Source organism: Methanomassiliicoccales archaeon (genome assembly GCA_026394395.1).
Taxonomy (GTDB): domain Archaea; phylum Thermoplasmatota; class Thermoplasmata; order Methanomassiliicoccales; family UBA472; genus UBA472.
The window spans coordinates 71,173-89,995 of record JAPKYK010000006.1 but is presented as its reverse complement, the minus strand read 5'-3'; the positions used below and the strand labels follow the sequence as shown (position 1 = coordinate 89,995).

The window sequence follows — 18,823 nt, the reverse complement described above, 5'->3', positions numbered from 1 at the left end:
GCACATCGCTATATAATGCCGACCCCGCTAATCTGTTCGAAAGCAGGCCAAGGATTAACTCCCCGTTTGCTCATCCAGATGACAGATGCTTTCATCGGCGGTCATCGAGGAGACGGTGGTCAGGTTGCTGCGCCAGGCCGAGTGCCAGCTGCCACCCGACGTGATCAGGGCGCTGGAAGGAGCGTTAGCTAACGAAGATCGGCAGATCGCCCTCTCGCAACTGCAGACCATACTGACCAACGTGAGGATGGCCGCGGAGAAGGGCGTGCCGATATGCCAGGACACCGGGGTGCCGGTGTTCTTCGTGCGCGGACGGTGCGACCGCCGCGTGGAGGAGGCCATCCGCCGCGGGGTGGCTCGGGCCACCGTGGAGATACCGTTGAGACCGAACGCCGTGGACCCCCTCTCCAGGCACAACAGCGGGGACAACCTCGGAGCGGGGATACCGCCGGTGCACTTCGAACCAGCGGAGACCGACGTTTTGGATATCGCAGTACTGCCCAAAGGGGCCGGTTCGGAGAACTGGAGCGCCCTGCGCATGCTGAACCCCGCCGAGGGTACCGAGGGGATCGAACGCTTCGTCATCGATTGCGTGGTGAAGGCCGGCTCCCGCCCCTGCCCCCCCACCGTGGTGGGCGTGGGGATAGGCGGAACGGCGGACACCGCCTGCCTCCTGGCCAAGAAGGCCCTGCTGCGGTCCTTGGGGTCGCGGAACCGCGACGCCACCCTGGCCTCGATGGAGGAGGACCTTCACCAAAAGCTCAACTCCCTGGGGCTGGGGCCGATGGGCCTGGGCGGAAAAACGACCGTCCTGGGGGTGCTCATGGAGAAGGCCGAATGCCACACCGCCAGCCTGCCGGTGGCGGTCAGCCTCAACTGCTGGGCCGCCCGCAAGGCCTTCGCCCGCATACACCGGGACGGACGAGTGAACTTCTCCGAGGAGGGGTCCTGGTGAAGGTCAAGAACATCGTTTCTCCCATCAGCGAAAAGGAGGTCAGGTCCCTGAAGGCCGGGGAACTGGTTGGCCTCAGCGGGGAGGTATTGACGCTCCGGGACGAGGCCCATCTGCGAGCCTTGGAGATGCACCGGAAGGGGAAGAAGATGCCTTTCGATCTTAAGGACAAAGCGTTGTACCATTGCGGTCCGATAGTGAGGAACGCGGACGGATGGCAAGTGCTGGCCGCGGGGCCGACCACCAGCGCCCGGATGAACTCCCTCGAGCCTGAATTTTTGAAAGCGTTCCGCCCACGATTGATAATAGGCAAAGGCGGCATGTCCCCCGAGGTGCTCCAGACCATGGGCGAGGTCGGCTGCGCCTACCTGAGCTTCACCGGCGGCGCCGCGGTGCTGGCCGCGGAGCACCTTCCGGAAGTGCTGGACGTACAATGGGAGGACCTGGGGATGGCCGAGGCGGTCTGGCGCCTGCGGGCGGAGGGCCTGGGGCCGATGGTAGTGGCCATGGACTCGCACGGCCGAAGCCTGTTCGAAGAGATCGAGGGCGCCGTCAGGAAGAAAGCCTCACTTCTCTGATTCCTCTTCCTTCTCCACCGTCTCGGGCTTGCGCTTGGCCTTGTGGTTGATGAAGAGGGCCACCAGCAGCAATGTCAGGGTTATGGTCAGTCCGACTATCATGAGGGAGTGGGCTAGATCGAAGTCCAGAAGGTAGGTATGGGTGTTGTTCGCGCTGTCGAACTCCATCTCCACGTTCAGGGTCTCGACCTCGAATGGGGACAGACCGACGTTCTGCGTATGGTCCAGGTAGGTGTCCTTGCTGAACGTTACGTCGTAGGTCCCGGCCGGGATCAGCTGGAAGGAGTAGTTGCCGTTCCCATCGGTGTAGGCGGTGGTGGTGAACTGGTTGCTGACGATGACGACCTTAACTCCGGCCAGCCCGTCGCCCTGATACACCACTCGGCCGTTCAGCTCCGCCGGCTGCTCGTCCAGCACGAAGTCCAGGAACTTGGTGACATTGCGCTCCATGGTCACCGGCGCCTGGGGGGCGGAGTCGTAATAGCCGACCTTGCTGGTGATCACGGTGTACGTCCCTGGCCGGACATTGCTGATGGTATACTGCCCGAGGGGATTGACCGAGACGCCGGAGTAATTGTACTGGTCGTTCAACAGGGTGACCTTGGCGCCATAGATCGGGACGGTCCCATTGCTGACGTAACCCGTCAGGGTGCCCAGCAGCTCGGACATGGTGAAGTTGAGCCGGACCACCTGCCCCACGCCCACCTGGACGTTATGATAGGTCACGTTGGCCGTGTAGTTGATGAAGTTGGCCGAGACGGTGTAAAGTCCGGGGTTGAGCATGAGGGAGTAATTGCCGTCCGCCGCGCTGACCGTGGAATACTCGTAGAAGGTGGTGGCATTGACCGCTTTGATGACCACTCCCGGAAATCCGCTAGCTTCAACATCGATGACCTGGCCTACTATGGACGTGTCCGAGGGGGCTCCCTCGGCCTGATCGGAGCACAGGGGCACGGCGCACAGGAGCAGAGCCGCGGCCAGTAACATTACGGACAACTTGCGCATCTGCAATGAGCATTGTCGAAGCATGGATTTAACCTTAATCGGGCAAGCTCACCCGCAATGGGCCGCTCTCCCCGGTCACCGAGGCCAGGAACATGACCCGGAAGGCCATGAGCATCGCGCAGGCCTTCAGGCATCGTTCCTTCCAGCGAGCCACCTCCGCCCGGTCCTCCCAGCGTCCCCCGCTCACATAGTAGTCCAGGTAGACCTTGTTGGCGTGCAAGGCATATCTATGCCCAGCCAGAACGTCCAGAATCTCGTCCGAGGGAGCCCAATCGCTCAGCCGCAGCGACGACAGGAGGAAGGCCATGCCCTCCTTCTCTTCCTCGTCCAGGAACGGCGGGAGGCCGTCCCGGCGCAGGCGTTCCAGCAACATTAGAGGGCCGGACAGGCCGTTCTTGCTCATCCGGGAGTCCACCGGCCGGAGGTGAGTGTCCCTGCCGGAGGAGATGAAACAGCACCAGGCCAGTCGGTAGATCTCCGGCCGTGCCACCCGGTCCAGGCAGTTGCGGACGGTCAGCAGGTCCAGAAGCATCCCGTCGCCGGTGTTCCGCATGACGGTCTCCGGCGGGTCCCACAGCCCCAGCTCCTCCTGTTTCCAGACCTCCTGCAGGTCCCAGCGCAGCAACTGCCAGCGCTCCTCGCTCATCTCGTCCAAGGTGTGATGGAGGATGTGGGCGAAGGCGGTGATGGTGCCCACCGCTCCCTGGTCCGGGGAGATCCCAGCGAGCCTCAGGCAATCCCCGTAGGCTTTCCGTCCCAGGGCGATGCTGGCCATCATGTCCTCCGGGTCTGCCACTAGCTTGTCCCACTCCTTCCAGGAAAGCGCCGCGCCTTCCGCCCCGAACCTGAACCACCTCATTTCCGTACCCCGCCCCCATTTCCATTTCGGCGTCCATAAACCTATCGAGGCCGCATATTCGGCCGGCCCTAAGGAAGATATAAAAGCGATGCGCGCGATTAATTTGGGTTCCAGAGGAGCTAAAGCATGGAGAGGGTGAAGCGAAGGGCGAGCAAGGAGGAGGTCCTGTCGCTGTTGGACCCGCTGATCGCGGAGTGGTTCAGCTCCAGGTTCGCCAGCCTCACCGAGCCGCAATCCTATGCCATCCCCCTTATCCATCAGCGAAAGAGCGTGCTGGTCTCCTCTCCCACCGGTTCAGGGAAAACGCTCACCGCCTTCACCTCCATCATCAACGAGCTCTTCAAGTACGCCAAGGAAGGGAAGCTGGAGGACCGCATCTACGTGGTCTATATCTCTCCGTTGAAGGCCTTGGCCAACGACATCCACAAGAACCTGGAGGAGCCACTGGCCCAGATGAACCAGCTGGCCCAGGACAAGGGGTACGAATATCCCAAGGTGCGGGTGGGCGTCCGTTCCGGGGATACCTCCCAGGCGGAGCGGCAGAAGCAGCTGCGCAAGCCGCCGCACATATTCATCACCACCCCGGAATCGCTGGCGCTGGTGCTGGCAGCGCCGAAGTTCCGGGAGAAGTTCTCCCAGGTGGAGTACGTCATCGTGGACGAGATCCATGAGATATGTGACTCCAAGCGCGGCGTGCACCTGTCGATAACGCTGGAAAGGTTGCAGGAGCTGTGCCAGAGGCCCATCACCCGCATAGGGCTGTCGGCCACGCTGGCGCCGATAGAGGACATCGCCTCGTATCTGGTAGGGTGCGAGAACGGTTCCGTCCGTCCGGTGGGGATCATCGAGGTGCAGACCAAGAGGGACCTGGACCTGGAGGTGATCTGCCCCACCGAGGACATGACCACGCTGCCCTACGAGATCGTCAACGCCCGCATGTACGACGTGCTCAAGGAGATGGTGGAGGCGCACCAGACCACGCTCATCTTCACCAACACCCGCTCCGGTACGGAGCAGGTGGTCTACAAACTGCGCGAACGGGGGGTGGAGAGCATCGAGGCCCACCACGGCTCCCTGTCCAAAGAGACGCGCCTGGACGTGGAGGACCGCCTGAAGCGCGGGGAGCTGCGCTGCGTCGTTTCCTCGACCTCCCTGGAGCTGGGCATCGACATAGGCTCCGTCGATCTCGTATGCCAGATAGGCTCACCGAAGAGCGTGGCCAAGGGGCTGCAGCGCATCGGGCGCTCCGGGCACTCCGTGGGCAAGACGCCCAAGGGGCGGATGATGGTCATGGACCTGGACGACCTGGTGGAGTGCGCCGTGCTGTGCCGGGCGGCGCACCGGCGCAACATCGATCGCGTGAGCATCCCGGAGAACGCCCTGGACGTGCTGGCGCAGACCCTGGTCGGCATGTCCCTGGAGAAGCGCTGGCCGGTGGATGAGGCGCTACGCATGGTCCGCCGCTCCTACTGCTACCGGAACCTGGGCGAGGAGGATTTCCGGCAGACGCTGAGGTACCTCGGCAGCAAGGACGCCTTCGAAGGGGTGTACTCCAAGATCTGGTACGACCCGGACGAGGGGGTTTTCGGTAAGAAGAAGGGCGCGCGCATGATCTATTTCCTCAATCAGGGCACCATCCCTGAGGAAGCGTCTTACAAGGTCTTCAACGAGCGCGGAGGCCTGGTCGGGGACCTCTCCGAGAAGTTCGTGGAGCGCCTGAGTGTTCGGGACGTGTTCATACTCGGCGGGCGGCCGTACGAGTTCGTGCGGGCCAAGGGTATGCGGGTGTACGTCCGCTCGGCCCCGGGACGCAAGCCCACGGTGCCGTCCTGGACCGGGGAAATGCTCCCCCGTTCGTTCGACCTGTCCATGGAGATCGCCCGCTTCCGCGGGGAAATGGAAGGGAAGCTGGACGAGGACGAGAACGAGGTCGTCCAGTGGCTGATGGACAACTTCTCCATCGACCACGGCTCGGCCCTGTCGCTGCTGCACTACTTCAAGGAGCAGAGGGCGGCCGCCTCGATACCCAACCAGCGTCACTTGCTGGTCGAGGGCTACACGGACCGGCAGAACAACAGCGGCCTCATCTTCCACTTCCCCTTCGGCCGCCGGGTGAACGACGCCCTTTCGCGTACGTACGCCTTCCTGCTGACGCAGCGCATGGGCTGCAACGTCAGCGTCTCCATATCCGACGACGCCTTCCTGATAATGGCGCCGCGCCGCATCGACATGAACCTCATCCCCGGGCTGATACGCGCGGGGGAGATGCGCGGCATCCTGCGCCGGGCCGTGAAGGACTCGGAGATATTCAAGCAGCGCTTCCGGCACGTGGCCGCCAGGGCCTTCATGATCCTGCGGAACTACAAAGGGAGGGAGGTATCGGTAAATCGTCAGCAGGTGCGCTCAACGTACCTGTTGGACTACCTGTCCGGGCTGGAATCGGTGCCGGTGATCGAAGAAACGTACCGCGAGGTGCTGGAGGACGCCATGGACATCCAGAACGCCGAGGCCGTGGTGCACCAGATGGAGTCCGGGGACATGATGATCATGACCGCTCCATACAGCGCCATCCCCTCGCCCTTCGGGCACAACATCGTGCTGGCCGGCATTTCGGACATCGTCATGATGGAGGACCGCTCGTCGCTCCTGCGCGAACTGCATCGCAAGGTGCTTTCCAAGGTCCTGGGCGACGAACAGAAGTTCCAATTCGAGGAGGAGAAGGTCTCGGCGCACTACCGGGCCAAGAGGGGCATCGCCGAGGACAAGCCCTCACTGCTTTCGCTGATCTCCCGGGTCGGGCCGTTGCACGTGTTCAAGGAGAAGGGCCGCAGCGTCTACGTCTATTGCCGGCCGGACCGGGAGCAGGTCGACGCCTGGGCCGCGGAGCTACTGGCGGAAGGGCGCATCGCCTCGGTGTTCCTGGACGACGTGTACTTCGTAGCGGCGGAGCACCTGCCTATCTACGCTTCCCTGACCGAGGGGAAGGAGGTGACGGACGAAGAGGCCGCGGTCCTGAAGCACCTGCAGGAGGACCGCACGGCGGCGGAACTGGAAGCGCTGACCGGAACGGACCGCGAGGAGAGCGGAAGGAGGCTGCGCGCGCTGGAGTCCCGCAACCTCGTCGGCCGGACGTCGTACGCCAACGGTCGCTTCACCTACCGCGCCCGAACGGTCGAGGCCATGCCCAGGCAGAGGGCGGTGGACCAGGCGCTGCTGCGCCATCTGGAGTATTGGGCGCCGGCCACGGCCGACGAGGCCGCGTTCGCCCTGCACCTGCCGGAGACGAAGGTGCGCACCGCCCTGAAGCAGATGACCGAGGAGGGGCTGCTGGAGGAAGGCCGTTTCGTCGTCGGGGAACAAGAACAATACATGCTCAAGCGGGACCACCTGCGCCTGAGGCACGGTTCGGAGGTCTTCGACCATCTGACGATCGACGGGTACCAGAGGTCCAAGCTGGAGAGGCGGTTCGCCGACCCCCGGGAATGCCTGTGCCACTTCGGGGAGATGGGGCTGCTCTATGACCTCGCCCGGAGGGTCGACGGCTTCCGGCTGGACGAATGGCAGGAGCTGCGCGAGCAGAACGTGGTCCTCAACGGCCGCTTCCTGCGCGGCAAGGTTCGTTACGTCCTGGCGGAGGACGCCCCCATGTACGTGAAAGCGTACCGGGGGCTGTCCCCCAGCGAGTTCGACTCTCGGGTGCTGCGCCGCATCGGAGAGCTAGGCGGGGCAAGCCTGCGCCAGCTGGCGGCGGAGTTCGAGGAGGGCAAGGAAACGGTGAAAGATTCGCTGGACCGCCTGGACCGCAACATGTACATCGTGCGCCGCTACGAGGAGGGCGAGGACTGGTCGCGGGAGAACGTCTACCAGCTGTATGAGGCGCCGGAGTACGACGGCGATCCCGCTGGAGAGATAGTGCGCCGCTTCGTGCGGGTCTACGGACCGGTGCCGCCCATGGTCGTGAGGATGTACACCGGGCTCTCCCCTTACGAGGTGGAGGAAGCCCTTTCGCACCTGGAGGTGGAGACCATCGCCGTGGGGGAGATGGCGGCGGAGATGGTCATCATGGCCGACGAGCTGCCCGCCTTGCGTTCCTTCGTCCCCGGTCCGGAGGAATGGGCGGTGGTGAGCCTGTACGATCCCTCCGCGCAACCGCGCTGGGCGGACAACAACGCCCGCTTCGGCGATGCCTGGGTGTTCCCGGTGTTGCGGCAGGGGCTGGTCGTCGGCGGCATTGAGAAATGGAACATGGGCGGGTGCGTGGAGCTGCGGGCCATCGACCTGGACCAGGAAGGGTATTTACCACAGGCGTTGAAGGCCGCGGAGCCGCTGCTGGACTTCCAGACAAAATTAGGCTATGACATGGTCCGGGTAAAGGAAGTGCTGGGGACGGCGGCAGACGACGTGCAGGGGGAGGCCGCCGCGGCCATGGTCCAGGCCGGCTACATCCGTCTGCAGGGCATGTGGGTCAAGGGCGGGATCGACCGCCAGTACTCCGCCGAGGAACTGCGGGCGTACTCCATGCGCAAGCAGGGGCTGCTGCCGAAGGAGGCCTATCCCAACGTCTTGGAGGGGGTGAAGCGCAGCGGCGGCTTCCGGGGCGACCCCGCGGCCTACGCCCGCTGCCGCGTCAAAGTACCGCTCAAGCGCCTGGTGGACCAGGGGTTCCTCTATCTGGTCAATGGGCTCCCCGAGGTCATGATGTACACCACCATGCGCTTCGCTTCCCTCTACCGCGACGCCAAGGGGCGCCCGCTCAGCGAGGACGCCCTAACCCTGGTGAAGATGATGGAGGCCAATCTGCCGATGCCCCGGCGGGTCTTCTTCGACCGTTCCATCCTAGGCCCCGGGCGCACCCAGGACGCCTTGCGGGAACTGAGCTCCTCCACGGTCATCGCCTACGGGAAGAACAACCGCATCACCCTGGTGCCCTCGTCCGGACTGGGAGTGCGCGAGGCCAGGCTAGAGGTCCTCCGGCTCCTTTTCCGCAACTTCGGGGTGTTCACCGCCGACGGCCTCACCCGCTACATACGATCCGAGATGCCCATGCGCGACCTGCGGTCCTTGCTCTCCCAGCTCACAGAGGAGGGTTTCCTGGCCAAAGGCTTCCTCGAAAGGGGCGGGGACGCGGTGCACTGGGTACTGAAGGACGACCTCAACGTCATCGACCGCAAGGTGGCCGACCGCGAGCTGGTGCTATACCAGTTCGACAACATGGCCCATTACCTGTACGATGAGATAAGGGAGAAGTGCGGGGGCATGGGCAGCCTGATCATGCGCGGCCCCGAGATAATCGGCTGCTTCCGCTCCCGCCACAGCGGCAAGGACCTGTCCATCACGGACCTGCAGGGGGACAAGGAGGCCAAGAGGGTGTTGAAGGACTTCGTGTCCGAGATGGGCTGGACGGTCCGCGAGAAAAGGACCAAGGAGATCCCGGACTGGGAGATCCAGGAGTTCCTGGAAAAGGTCATGGGAGAAGAGGACTGAATCACTTTTTCTTCTTGGCCTTCTTCTCGCGGGCGATGATCATCTCCGCGACCTTCTTGCCGGAGAGCAGCATCCCGCCGAAGATTGGGCCCATCCTGGGCGAGCCCATGACCGCGTTGCAGGCCATACCGGTGACGTAGAAGTTCTTGTAGATCTCCGCGGTGTTCTCCACCGTCATCTGCTCCCCCTTCTCGGCCCACATGCTCTTCTCCCCCTCGATCTGACCGCTGGGGGTGTTCAGCCGGCCGACCTTGCGCTGCACCACATGAGCCACCTCCGCGGGATGCCCGGTGCCGTCGATGACGTACTTGGCGCGAATGGCCAGCGGGTCGACGTGCAGACCAGCCACCTCCACCGCACTGGAGTTGATGACCACGCCGCAGATGCTGTCGTGGCGGATCATGACGTCCTCCACCGTCACGGTGTTGTAGAGCCTAGCCCCGGCCGTCACCGCGGCGGCGATGAGCTTGGCCGAGGCCTCCACGGAATCGGCCGTATAGTAACCATCCTTGGCGTCCCGCAGGCGCACGCCGATCTCTTCCAGCAAGAACTTGCTACCTTCCTGCACCACGATGATGGGGAAGGTCATGCCGCCGCCCCACATGCCTCCGCCGGGAGTGAGCTTACGTTCGAAGATGACCACCCGCAGTCCGGCCTGGGCCAGATAGCGTGCCGCGGTCAGGGAGGACGGGCCGGCGCCAGCGATGGCAACGTCCACGTCCACGTTCTCCAAGAACTCCTCGGTATACCTCTCCACTATCTTGCGGGTGACCAGAACCTCATCGATCTCCATGTGAACTCCTCGGGCGTTTCAGAACGGATGCTTTAGGTAAAGAACATTTTTTATTTATACCATGCCCGAGACCGTCCTTCAGGACGGTAAAAGGCCAGACGAGGGTCGGACCGCCCATCGCCAACAAGGTGCCGGCCGTCCTCCAGAAGGCCAGTGAACGATATCTTTAAGAATCGTTAAGGCATTGAACGGAGCAATGAAAATCCCATGCGAGCTGATCGTCTGGTACGTGCTACCTTCTATTCGCCGTGAGCTGGCCAGGGAACTCGTGCAAAAGCATCACCTGAGCCAGGCGGAAGTGGCTCGCAAGTTCGGCGTCACCGACGCCGCCATATCCCAGTACCTGAAGGCCAAGAGAGGCACCAACAAGGAACTGGAAAACAGCGGGAAGTACGAGGATTTCAAGCGCGAGGTGGAGATCTCCGCCATGCGCATCATCAACGGCTCTGATATCGTGATAGAAACATGCCGCATATGCGAGATGGTCAAAAAGAGCGGCATGCTGGTCGGGATATACGAGACGCAGACCGGGCTGAAGGCGCCGGCCTGCGTGTGCCCGCAGTGCCAATGATTCAGCGGCCGTAGGCGTAGTAGATGTATTCCTGGGCGTAGCCCGCCCATCTCCCGAACTTCCGTCTGGAGAGCTGGCTCACCTGCTTGTAGCTGCCCTCGATCCCATAGAGCTCGGCCACGGCCTTCTTGATGCGCACGTCCACCGGGAAAGCCTCCAGATGGTCCAGGGAGAAGACGGAGACGCAGTCGGCCACCTTGGGGCCGATGCCCGGCAGCTTTACCAGTTCCTTACGACAATCCTCGTACTCCATGTTCCGTAAAGCATCGAAGTCCACTTCCCCGCGGTACACCAGTCGCGCCAGCTCGATGAACCTCTTGGCCCGGTAGCCCAGGCCACAGCCCTCGCTCCGCTCGCAGCGGTCCAGCAGCTGGCCCGGTTCGGGGAAGGCGAAATTACCGTCCATCTCCGTGCCGAAGGTCCGGCAGACCCGTTCTATCATTCCCTGTATGCGCGGTATGTTGGCGTTGGTCGCCAGCACATAGGAGGCGGTGCACTCCCAGGGGTCCTGTCGTATCAGCCGCAGCCCCCGGTACTCCCGGAGGTAGCGCGACAGCGTCGGATCGTCGTCCAGCTCCCGATAGATCGCCTGCAGGTCGTCATCGAAACGAAAATAGCGCTCGAAGGACCCCCGGTCCATGCCGGACAGCGCGCGAACGTCGCGGTCCTGGCTCAGCGTGACCAGCCGCCCGTTGACCACGCCCTTCCAGAAGTGGTCCTCCTTCCTCCAGCGGAACACCTGCCCGCACCCCAAGGTGTGGTCCAGGTCGAACGGCGGCCTCATGGGGACCGCTTGACCTCGAAGACCATGAGGTCGCTGTTCTTGGTGAAATGGCCGAAGTTCCAATCGCCGTAGGTCTCCGTCACCTCCAGGCCACAGTCCTCCATAAGCTCCACGACCTCCTGGTAGGACATGTAACGTATGGTGAAGCACGCGGTGACCCGTCTCATCTCCTTGTCCTGCCGGGACACGTCGATGAAATAGTGGACCGTGGTGCGGTGCAGCGGCTGGTCGAACGTCTGAGCCTCGAACTTGGAGATGATCTCGCCGTTCACCGCCGTCCTGGTCCCGCGGTGGCGCACCAGCTCCTCCGGCCGGTCCAGGCGAGGGTTGAACACGCTCATGACGAAACGCCCGCCCTCCTCCAGGTGCTCGACCACGTTCCGCAGGGCCGACTCCTGTCCCTCCCTCTCCAGCAGGTGCAGGAAGGAGTTGAAGGGCACGATGATCAGGTTGTACCGGCGGGGGCATTGGAAGGTGCGCATGTCCGCATGGTGCACCTGCACCCGCTCCTGCACCTCCTCATCCATCTGCTCCATCTTGGCCGTGAGACGGTCCAGCATGGAATGGCTGCGGTCGAAGCCCCAGATCTCGTAGCCATCCTCGGCCAAAGGTATCAGGGAGCGCCCGGTCCCGCACATGCATTCCAATATCGGCCCGCCGGTCTTCTCGGCCAGCTGCCGGTAGAACTGCACTTCATCGGTCTGGTCCTCGTACCAGATGTCATAGTACTTGCCGAGCGCCTCGTACAGGTCCGGCTCTTCATAGCTTGTATCCGATGTTCCGGAGAAAACCTCTCCTCTTCTGGACGTCCTCATCGTTCTCCACCCCCACGGGCGTCTGCCCGTCTATGACCCCGATTATCCCGCGCCCAGAGGCGCTCTCCGCCACCACCAGCTCCAATTCGTTGGCCGTGGCGCAGAAGATGTTGCAGACCTCTGGGACCTCCTTGATCCGACCCAGGACGTTGACCGGATAGGCGTTGCGCATGACGATGAAGAAGGTGTGCCCGGCACCCACCTTCAGGGCGTTCCGCGTGGCGCACTCCTTCAGCTCGTCGTCGTTCCCCTCCACCCGGACCAGGCGGTCGCCGGAGGCCTCGCAGAAGGCCACCCCGAACTTGACCTGCGGCACGGAGTTGACCATGGCCTCGTACAGGTCCTCGGCGGTCTTGATGAAATGTGATTGGCCGATGATGACGTTGCAGTCCGCCGGCCTCTCTACTGACACGCTGTACTGGTTCATTCCTACCCCGGATTTACAATCCACGGGCGGATATTTACATTGTGCGCCGCAGCAAATTGTTTACGCCGAAGGACCCATGGTAGCTCATGATCCGCACCGGTCCGGCCGGCTATCCCGAAGGCTCGCGCACCCCTGCCGAAGGCGTACGCCTGGTCCGGAAGGCCGGCCTCCAGGCCCTGGAGCTGCAGTTCGTCCGCAACGTGCAGTTCAACCCGGACCGGGCGGAGGAGGCCAGGAAGGCAGCTCAGGAACTGGACGTGGCCCTCAGCGCCCACGCTCCTTATTATGTCAACCTGAGCTCCCCCTCCGAGCTCACGAGGGAGAAGAGCGAGGAGTGGGTGCTGAAAGCGCTCAGGGGAGCAGAGGCCTTCGGCGCCTGGGTCGTGGTGGTGCACGCGGCGACGTACGGGGACAAGGGGGCGGAAAGGACCACGGCCATGGTGATCGATTCGCTCCGGCGCGTCCGGGAGAGGGCGAAGGACGAATCACTGACCGCGATGATCGGCCTGGAGACCATGGGAAAGCGGGCCGTCTGGGGCACCGTGCCGGAGATAATGTCCGTCATGGACGAGGTGGAGAGCGTCGTTCCGGTGCTGGACTTCGCCCACCTGCAGGCCCGGGGCCCGGACAGGCTGAACGCGGAGAAGCTCCAGGGGGTCCTTGACGACCTGAACGGTGTGGTACGGCTCCATTGCCATATCAGCGGGATCGAGTACACTGAAGCGGGGGAGAGGAAGCATCTGCGGCTGGGGGAGGGCCTGGACCATCGGATGGTTCTTTCAGCCCTGCAAGGGCGCGGAAGGGAGACCACGGTCATCTGTGAGTCCACCGCGCCGCTGGAGGACGCCCAGCTGATGCAGGGGTTCCTGGACGGAAAGATCATATGAACAGATTGAAATAACCTTAAACCAATCTGCGTCCAGTCCAGGAAGGTCACATGCCAGGCAAACGGGAGAAGGCTGAGGAGGAAGAGGATTTCGAGTTCGACTGCCCCGAGTGCGGCGTGCACATCGTGGGTGAGGCGGCCAAGTGCCCGGGGTGCGGCACCGAGTTCGTGATCGAGGAGGTACCCCTGATCGAATGCCCGTCCTGCGGCGAGAACGTGCCCCTCGAGTCATCCATCTGTCCGTCCTGCGGCCGCTCGCTGGTCGAAGAGGGCGAAGAGCAGTTGCGTCAGGAGTTCCCGCTGTTGGTGGCCGAGGTCAAGCCCCTTCTCATATTGTCCAAGGACTACGAGGTCGAGGTAGGGGAAGGCCGTCGCCTTATCGACAAGGCGGTGCACGCCGGTAAGCAGAGGGACCTAGCTACGGCGGTCCAGATGGTCAAGGAGGCCCGCACGTCCATTAAGGTCGCGCTGGACGCCAGGATGGACGGGGACCTGAGCAGCCTGGAACGGCTGGCCGAGGTGACGGCGAAATCAGGCAGCGACCCCTCGGAGATCAACGAGGCCATGAAGGGCATGAAGAAGCTGCGGGCCCAGGGGGACACGGAGGGCGCCCTGCAGGCGGCGGCGAAAGGACGCAAGGCCGCCGAGAGGCTCAGCGGCAAATACATGGAAGCACTGGAGATGACCGAGTCCCTCTCCCATCTCATCGACGTCTGCGACCGTTTCTACATCGACGTCAGGGAGGCCAAGCGCATGCTCCGGGAGGCGCACGACGCCGGCGAGCACAACGACTGGAGCATGATGGGGATATTGGCGCGCAAGGGGCGGGAGCAGCTTCTGAGGTCCCTTCCCGAAGTCACCAAGACGGAGATGCGCAAGGCCAAGAACCAGCTGCTCGACGCCAAAGCGGAGGGCAAGGACGTGCGCACCCTGGTCAAGATACTGAAGGACGCCGGGGTGGCCATGAACCGGGAGAAGCACGGCCAGGCTCTGGACCTGCTGTCCGAGTTCAAGAACGAGGTAAAGCGCCTCTGATCAGCGCTCGCGCACCAGGCGCATCTCCCTCTCGAGAATGGAGCGTTCCTGCTGGTTCAGGCTGGCCGGGTCTATCGATAGCAGGAACAAGGCCTCGCGCTCGCTGATGCGGTCCACCAACGACCGGATGAAGCGCAGCGCCCCCTCGAACGAATTGCTGCTTATGAGGTATTGCAGGTCGTCGATCAATATGACGCACTTCTTCTGGCGGCTCATGAACTCCTCCAGCACCACCACGATCTTCTCCAGCGACGGGGCGATGGTCCTCTCCGCCTCGGAATCGTGGTCCGTCAGCCAGATGAGCTCGGCATCTATCTCGTTATAGGAGCGGCGCAGCATGCGCGGGTTCGTCCTGGATATGGCCAGGCCGGTGTACCCTTTGGCCAAGTAGGCCACGAATATGCCGTGGGAGAAGTCCCGGTTCTGTTCCTCTACCAGGAAGCTCTCCCCCTCGTCCAGCTCCAGCTCGACGTCCTTCAGGCCACGCTTCCCCGAGAGCTCCAGGGACTTCTCGCGGTGGTATTTCATGATGGCCTGCTTCAGCTCGAGGATGCTGGCGCCCTCGCCCAACCCTTCCCCGACGGCCTCCGCTCGCAGATTGTCCTGATAGAAGTGCATGATGAAGTCGGCCAGGTTCGGGGAGCGGTCCTGACGATAGTCATCGACCATGGCCTGGAGCGCCTGGCGGTCCCCCACCTTCATCAGGCTGATGGCGGTGTCAGGGAAAATGGAGTCGCCCAAAGTGAACTCGGCCGCCCGTTCTCCGCGGTACATCATCTCCACGCTGTTGGTCCCGGAGGGCTTGAAGCTGTAGAGGGCCATGGTGGGCGAGCCCTGGTCGAAGGCCAGGACGCCATTGGAAATATCTCCCTCCAACGCCAGCGTGGTGCGCAGGTAGCCGGTGAACCCCTCGTTCTTGATGGTGTCCAGCAGATCGCGCAACGAGGCCTGCCCGCCCTTCCGCTCCTCTTCCTTCTCCGCCGCCGGGAGGCGCATCTCCGATATCAATCGATCCCCAATGACAGAGTGCGATGCCAGATAATATAATTGTCTGAATGGGCGAAGGCAGCAAATTTTAAATGGGCGTAGCGGTTGATGCTGCCCAAGGCCACTGTAGCTCAGTGGTAGCCCCTTCCCGGGGCCACTAAAGAGCGGCGGTTTCGTAAACCGCAGGCCGGGGGTTCAATACCCTCCAGTGGCTCCACTCACTTTTCCAGGTATTCCTTGACCAGCCGTATCGCGCATACGTCCCCGCACATGGAACAGCCCTCGTCCTCGGCGGTGGCGCCCCGCTTGCGGTAGCGCCTAGCCTTCTCAGGATCGATGGCCTCGCGGTACATGCCCTCCCAGTCCAGTTTCTTGCGCGCCATGGCCATGCGCTCGTCCCTCTCCGCTCCCCGCCCCAAGGCCAGGTCGGCGGCGTGGGCAGCGATCTTGCTGGCGATGACGCCCTCCTTGACGTCGTCGACGGTCGGCAAGGAAAGATGCTCGGCCGGGGTCACATAGCACAGGAAGTCCGCACCATGGAAGGCAGCGAGCGCACCACCGATGGCCCCGACGATGTGATCGTATCCGGGAGCGATATCGGTGACCAGTGGCCCGAGCACATAGAACGGGGCATTGTCGCACAACCTCTTCTCCATCGTTATGTTGGCCTCGATCTGCGAGAGCGGCACATGCCCCGGCCCCTCGACCATGCACTGCACTCTGGCCTCGCGGCAGCGCTGCACCAGCTCGCCTAATATCAGCAGCTCCTGCACCTGGGCCCGGTCGGTGGCGTCGGCCACGCAGCCGGGACGCAGTCCGTCGCCCAAGCTGAGGGTGAACTCGTATTTCATGGCCATCTCCAGAAGGTAATCGAAGTTCTCATAGAGCGGGTTCTCCTGTTCGTTGTGCAGTATCCAAGCGGTCAGGAAGGAACCGCCGCGCGATACCACGTCCGTGAGCCGTCCGGAACCACGTAGGCGGGACACCGACTCCAGGGTGATGCCGCAATGCACGGTCATGAAGTCCACGCCGTCCTTGGCGTGCCTTTCAATACCGTTGAACATATCGTCCTCGTTCATGTCCACCACGGCGCTGCGGCGGGCGGCGCGCAGCCCTTCCTGATAGATCGGAACGGTGCCCACGGGCACGCGCATCTCCTTGAGGATGGCCCGACGGACCGCGTCAATGTCCCCACCGGTACTGAGGTCCATGACCGTATCAGCACCGTATTTAACGGCCACCCGGGCCTTCTCCAGCTCCTGCTCCATGTCCGGCTGGTCCCGGGACGTGCCGACGTTAGCGTTGACCTTGACGGTCAGCCCCTCGCCGATGGCGCAGGGCTCAGGCGAATGTACCGGGTTGCAGGGAACGACCGCCCGGCCGCAGGCCACCATGCGCCTTATCCATTCAGGGTCCGCCCCTTCGGACCTGGCCGCCGCTTCGATCTCCTCGGAGGGCCCGGCCCTCGCCCGGAACACGATACTCATCCCCGACACCAACCCTTTTTCCCCATTTATTGCTTTACATCTCGCGGATGGTTAGATATGAAGGTTTCCCTGGTCCGAAAGGCCTTTCCGAGGGGTAGAAAAACTGGTCGAAAAAATGGCCTTCGAGCTTATATAGCCAGATAGTAAAGCCAGGGTATTAATACTTAGATGCCGATGTCGTAGACATCGGATGGGATGCGGTCGACCGTAAAGGTTCGACACTGGGAAACTATCACATTCATCATCGTTCAGAAGGGATTCAAATGGAGGACGCGAGCTATAACGCTGATAGCATTCAGGTGCTTGAAGGCCTGCAGGCCGTGAGAAAAAGGCCAGGAATGTACATAGGCAGCACCGATGCGAGAGGCCTGCATCACCTGGTCTACGAGATCGTCGACAACGCCATTGACGAGGTCATGGGTGGGTTCTGTACCCACATCGACATCTCCATCAACGCGGACGGGAGCGTAACCGTGGTCGACGACGGTCGCGGCATCCCCACCGGGCTGGTGCCGAAGTACGAGAGGCCGGCGGTGGAGATGGTGCTCACCGTGCTGCACGCCGGAGGCAAGTTCGACCGCAAGAGTTACAAGGTGTCCGGAGGGCTGCACGGCGTGGGCATGTCCGTGGTGAACGCCCTCTCCGAATGGCTGGAGGTAAGGGTCCACCGCGACGGCAAAGAGCACTTCCTGAAATGCGAGCGCGGCGTGGTCACCGTTCCGTTGAAGGAGCTGGGTCCGGCGGAAGGCAGCGGCACCACCATCACCTTCATGCCCGACACGCAGATCTTCGAGACCATCCAGTTCGAGTACGATATCCTGGCGGAGAAGTTCAAGGACCTGGCATACCTGAACAAGACCGCGTTCATCACCTTCAAGGACGTGAAGGCGGAGCGGCAGGACCGCTTCCATTACGAGGGCGGTATCGTGGAGTTCGTGGAGGACCTCAACCACAACAAGACCAAACTGCACGACAAGCCCATCTACATACTGGCAGAGAAGAACAGCGTCATCGTCGAACTGGCTATGCAGTATACGGACGCGTACGCGGAGAACATCTACTCCTTCGTTAACAACATCAACACCGTGGAGGGCGGCACACACATGGTGGGGCTGCGCTCCGCTTTGACCAGAGCGATGAACGACTACGCCAAGGAGAACAACTTCCTGAAGGGCGGGATGGAGTCGTTGAGCGGGGACGACGTGCGGGAAGGGATGACGGCCATACTCAGCATCAAGGTCCCGGAGCCCCAGTTCGAGGGGCAGACCAAGACGAAATTGGGCAACAGCGAGGTAAAGGGCATCGTAGACAGCGCGGTGTTCGAGAAGTTGGCGGAATTCCTGTTGGAGAACCCCAAGGTGGCCTCGGTGTGCATCGACAGGTGCATATTGGCGGCCCAGGCGCGCGAGGCGGCCAGGAAGGCCAGGGACCTCACCCATCGAAAAGGTATATTGGAGAGCGCTGCCCTGCCCGGGAAACTGGCGGACTGCAGCGAGAGGGATCCGGCCAAGTCTGAGATTTACATCGTGGAGGGAAACAGCGCCGGTGGAAGTGCAAAAATGGGCCGCAACCGCGAGTTCCAGGCCATCCTTCCGCTGAGAGGAAAGATCCTCAACGTGGAGAAGGCCCGCATGGACAAGATCCTCAAGAACCAGGAGATACACAATCTCATCACCGCCATCGGGGCCAACGTCGGCCCTGACTGCGACGCCACGAAAGCGCGCTATCACCAGATCATCATGATGACCGATGCCGATGTGGACGGGGCGCACATACGGACGTTACTTCTGACATTGTTCTATCGCTACATGCGGCCGCTGCTCGATTCCGGTTTCATCTACATCGCCCAGCCGCCACTGTACAAGGTAAGCAAGGGCAACAAAGAAGTGTACCTCTATGACGATGAGGCACTGGCCAAGGCCACGGAAGAGATGGGCAAGAACTTCAGCCTGCAGAGATACAAAGGTTTGGGAGAAATGAACCCCAAGCAGCTCTGGGAAACCACCATGGACCCGGAGACGAGAACGCTGAGGAAGGTGACCATCGAGGACGCCATGAAGGCCGATGAGATGTTCACCATACTCATGGGCGACGAGGTCGAGCCTCGCCGGGAATTCATCATGTCGCACGCCCACGAAGTGGAGAACCTGGACATCTGAG

At 62.4% G+C, this 18,823-nt stretch carries 15 protein-coding genes and 1 tRNA gene; 8 read left to right on the top strand and 8 right to left on the bottom strand.

The annotated features are described in order from the left end of the window. The first annotated feature begins 85 nt into the window (after positions 1-85). Both NT131_08420 and NT131_08415 read left to right on the top strand, forming a co-directional pair. Positions 86-955 (top strand): fumarate hydratase, encoded by an 870-nt coding sequence (locus tag NT131_08420; protein MCX6651657.1) that lies wholly within the window; start codon positions 86-88, stop codon positions 953-955. Then, on the top strand, positions 952-1,530 hold the full coding sequence (locus NT131_08415) for a FumA C-terminus/TtdB family hydratase beta subunit (GenBank protein ID MCX6651656.1): 579 nt from the start codon (positions 952-954) through the stop codon (positions 1,528-1,530). Before NT131_08420 ends, NT131_08415 begins: the two co-directional genes overlap by 4 nt. On the opposite strand, the gene NT131_08410 is transcribed toward NT131_08415, so the two are convergent. After that, positions 1,519-2,535, bottom strand: a complete 1,017-nt coding sequence (locus NT131_08410) for a carboxypeptidase-like regulatory domain-containing protein (GenBank protein MCX6651655.1) — start codon at positions 2,533-2,535, stop codon at positions 1,519-1,521. The genes NT131_08415 and NT131_08410 overlap by 12 nt on opposite strands. Before the next feature lie 34 nt (positions 2,536-2,569). Next, on the bottom strand, positions 2,570-3,394 hold the full coding sequence (locus NT131_08405) for a hypothetical protein (protein MCX6651654.1): 825 nt from the start codon (positions 3,392-3,394) through the stop codon (positions 2,570-2,572). Between the two features lie 126 nt (positions 3,395-3,520). Between NT131_08405 and NT131_08400 the strand changes: the two genes are divergently transcribed. Beyond that, the gene (locus NT131_08400) at positions 3,521-8,878 is read left to right on the top strand and encodes an ATP-dependent helicase (GenBank protein ID MCX6651653.1); all 5,358 of its coding nucleotides are present in this window, start codon (positions 3,521-3,523) and stop codon (positions 8,876-8,878) included. Between the two features lies 1 nt (position 8,879). Here the strand turns inward: NT131_08400 and NT131_08395 are convergent, their stop codons facing one another. Further along, entirely contained in the window at positions 8,880-9,671 is a 792-nt protein-coding gene (locus NT131_08395; protein ID MCX6651652.1) for a sulfide-dependent adenosine diphosphate thiazole synthase, read from the bottom strand. Between the two features lie 196 nt (positions 9,672-9,867). Here NT131_08395 and NT131_08390 point away from each other — a divergent pair, with 196 nt between their 5' ends. Then, entirely contained in the window at positions 9,868-10,242 is a 375-nt protein-coding gene (locus NT131_08390; GenBank protein MCX6651651.1) for a helix-turn-helix domain-containing protein, read from the top strand. Between the two features lies 1 nt (position 10,243). On the opposite strand, the gene NT131_08385 is transcribed toward NT131_08390, so the two are convergent. Genes NT131_08385 through NT131_08375 form a run of 3 tightly spaced genes read right to left on the bottom strand, consistent with a single transcriptional unit; the run spans position 10,244 to position 12,268 of the window. Then, on the bottom strand, positions 10,244-11,026 hold the full coding sequence (locus NT131_08385) for a hypothetical protein (GenBank protein MCX6651650.1): 783 nt from the start codon (positions 11,024-11,026) through the stop codon (positions 10,244-10,246). Next, a complete protein-coding gene (locus tag NT131_08380) occupies positions 11,023-11,841 on the bottom strand; it encodes a class I SAM-dependent methyltransferase (protein MCX6651649.1) in 819 nt (272 codons plus the stop codon). The genes NT131_08385 and NT131_08380 overlap by 4 nt, the downstream gene beginning before the upstream one ends. Beyond that, positions 11,786-12,268: an adenosine-specific kinase gene (locus NT131_08375; protein ID MCX6651648.1), complete on the bottom strand. Its 483-nt coding sequence runs from the start codon at positions 12,266-12,268 to the stop codon at positions 11,786-11,788. The genes NT131_08380 and NT131_08375 overlap by 56 nt, the downstream gene beginning before the upstream one ends. Positions 12,269-12,354: 86 nt before the next feature. On the opposite strand from NT131_08375, the gene NT131_08370 reads away from it, so the two are divergent. Both NT131_08370 and NT131_08365 read left to right on the top strand, forming a co-directional pair. Then, on the top strand, positions 12,355-13,155 hold the full coding sequence (locus NT131_08370; GenBank protein MCX6651647.1) for a TIM barrel protein: 801 nt from the start codon (positions 12,355-12,357) through the stop codon (positions 13,153-13,155). A gap of 50 nt (positions 13,156-13,205) precedes the next feature. After that, positions 13,206-14,189, top strand: coding sequence for a zinc ribbon domain-containing protein (locus NT131_08365; GenBank protein ID MCX6651646.1), 984 nt, complete (start codon positions 13,206-13,208; stop codon positions 14,187-14,189). Here the strand turns inward: NT131_08365 and NT131_08360 are convergent, their stop codons facing one another. Then, entirely contained in the window at positions 14,190-15,197 is a 1,008-nt protein-coding gene (locus tag NT131_08360) for a DUF835 domain-containing protein (protein MCX6651645.1), read from the bottom strand. A 99-nt stretch (positions 15,198-15,296) separates the two neighbouring features. On the opposite strand from NT131_08360, the gene NT131_08355 reads away from it, so the two are divergent. After that, positions 15,297-15,393, top strand: a tRNA-Thr gene (locus NT131_08355). A gap of 1 nt (position 15,394) precedes the next feature. Here NT131_08355 and thiC read toward each other — a convergent pair. Further along, positions 15,395-16,654 (bottom strand): phosphomethylpyrimidine synthase ThiC, encoded by a 1,260-nt coding sequence (gene thiC / locus NT131_08350; protein MCX6651644.1) that lies wholly within the window; start codon positions 16,652-16,654, stop codon positions 15,395-15,397. Positions 16,655-16,920: 266 nt separating this feature from the next. On the opposite strand from thiC, the gene gyrB reads away from it, so the two are divergent. After that, the gene (gene gyrB / locus NT131_08345; GenBank protein ID MCX6651643.1) at positions 16,921-18,822 is read left to right on the top strand and encodes a DNA topoisomerase (ATP-hydrolyzing) subunit B; all 1,902 of its coding nucleotides are present in this window, start codon (positions 16,921-16,923) and stop codon (positions 18,820-18,822) included. Position 18,823 lies beyond the last annotated feature (1 nt).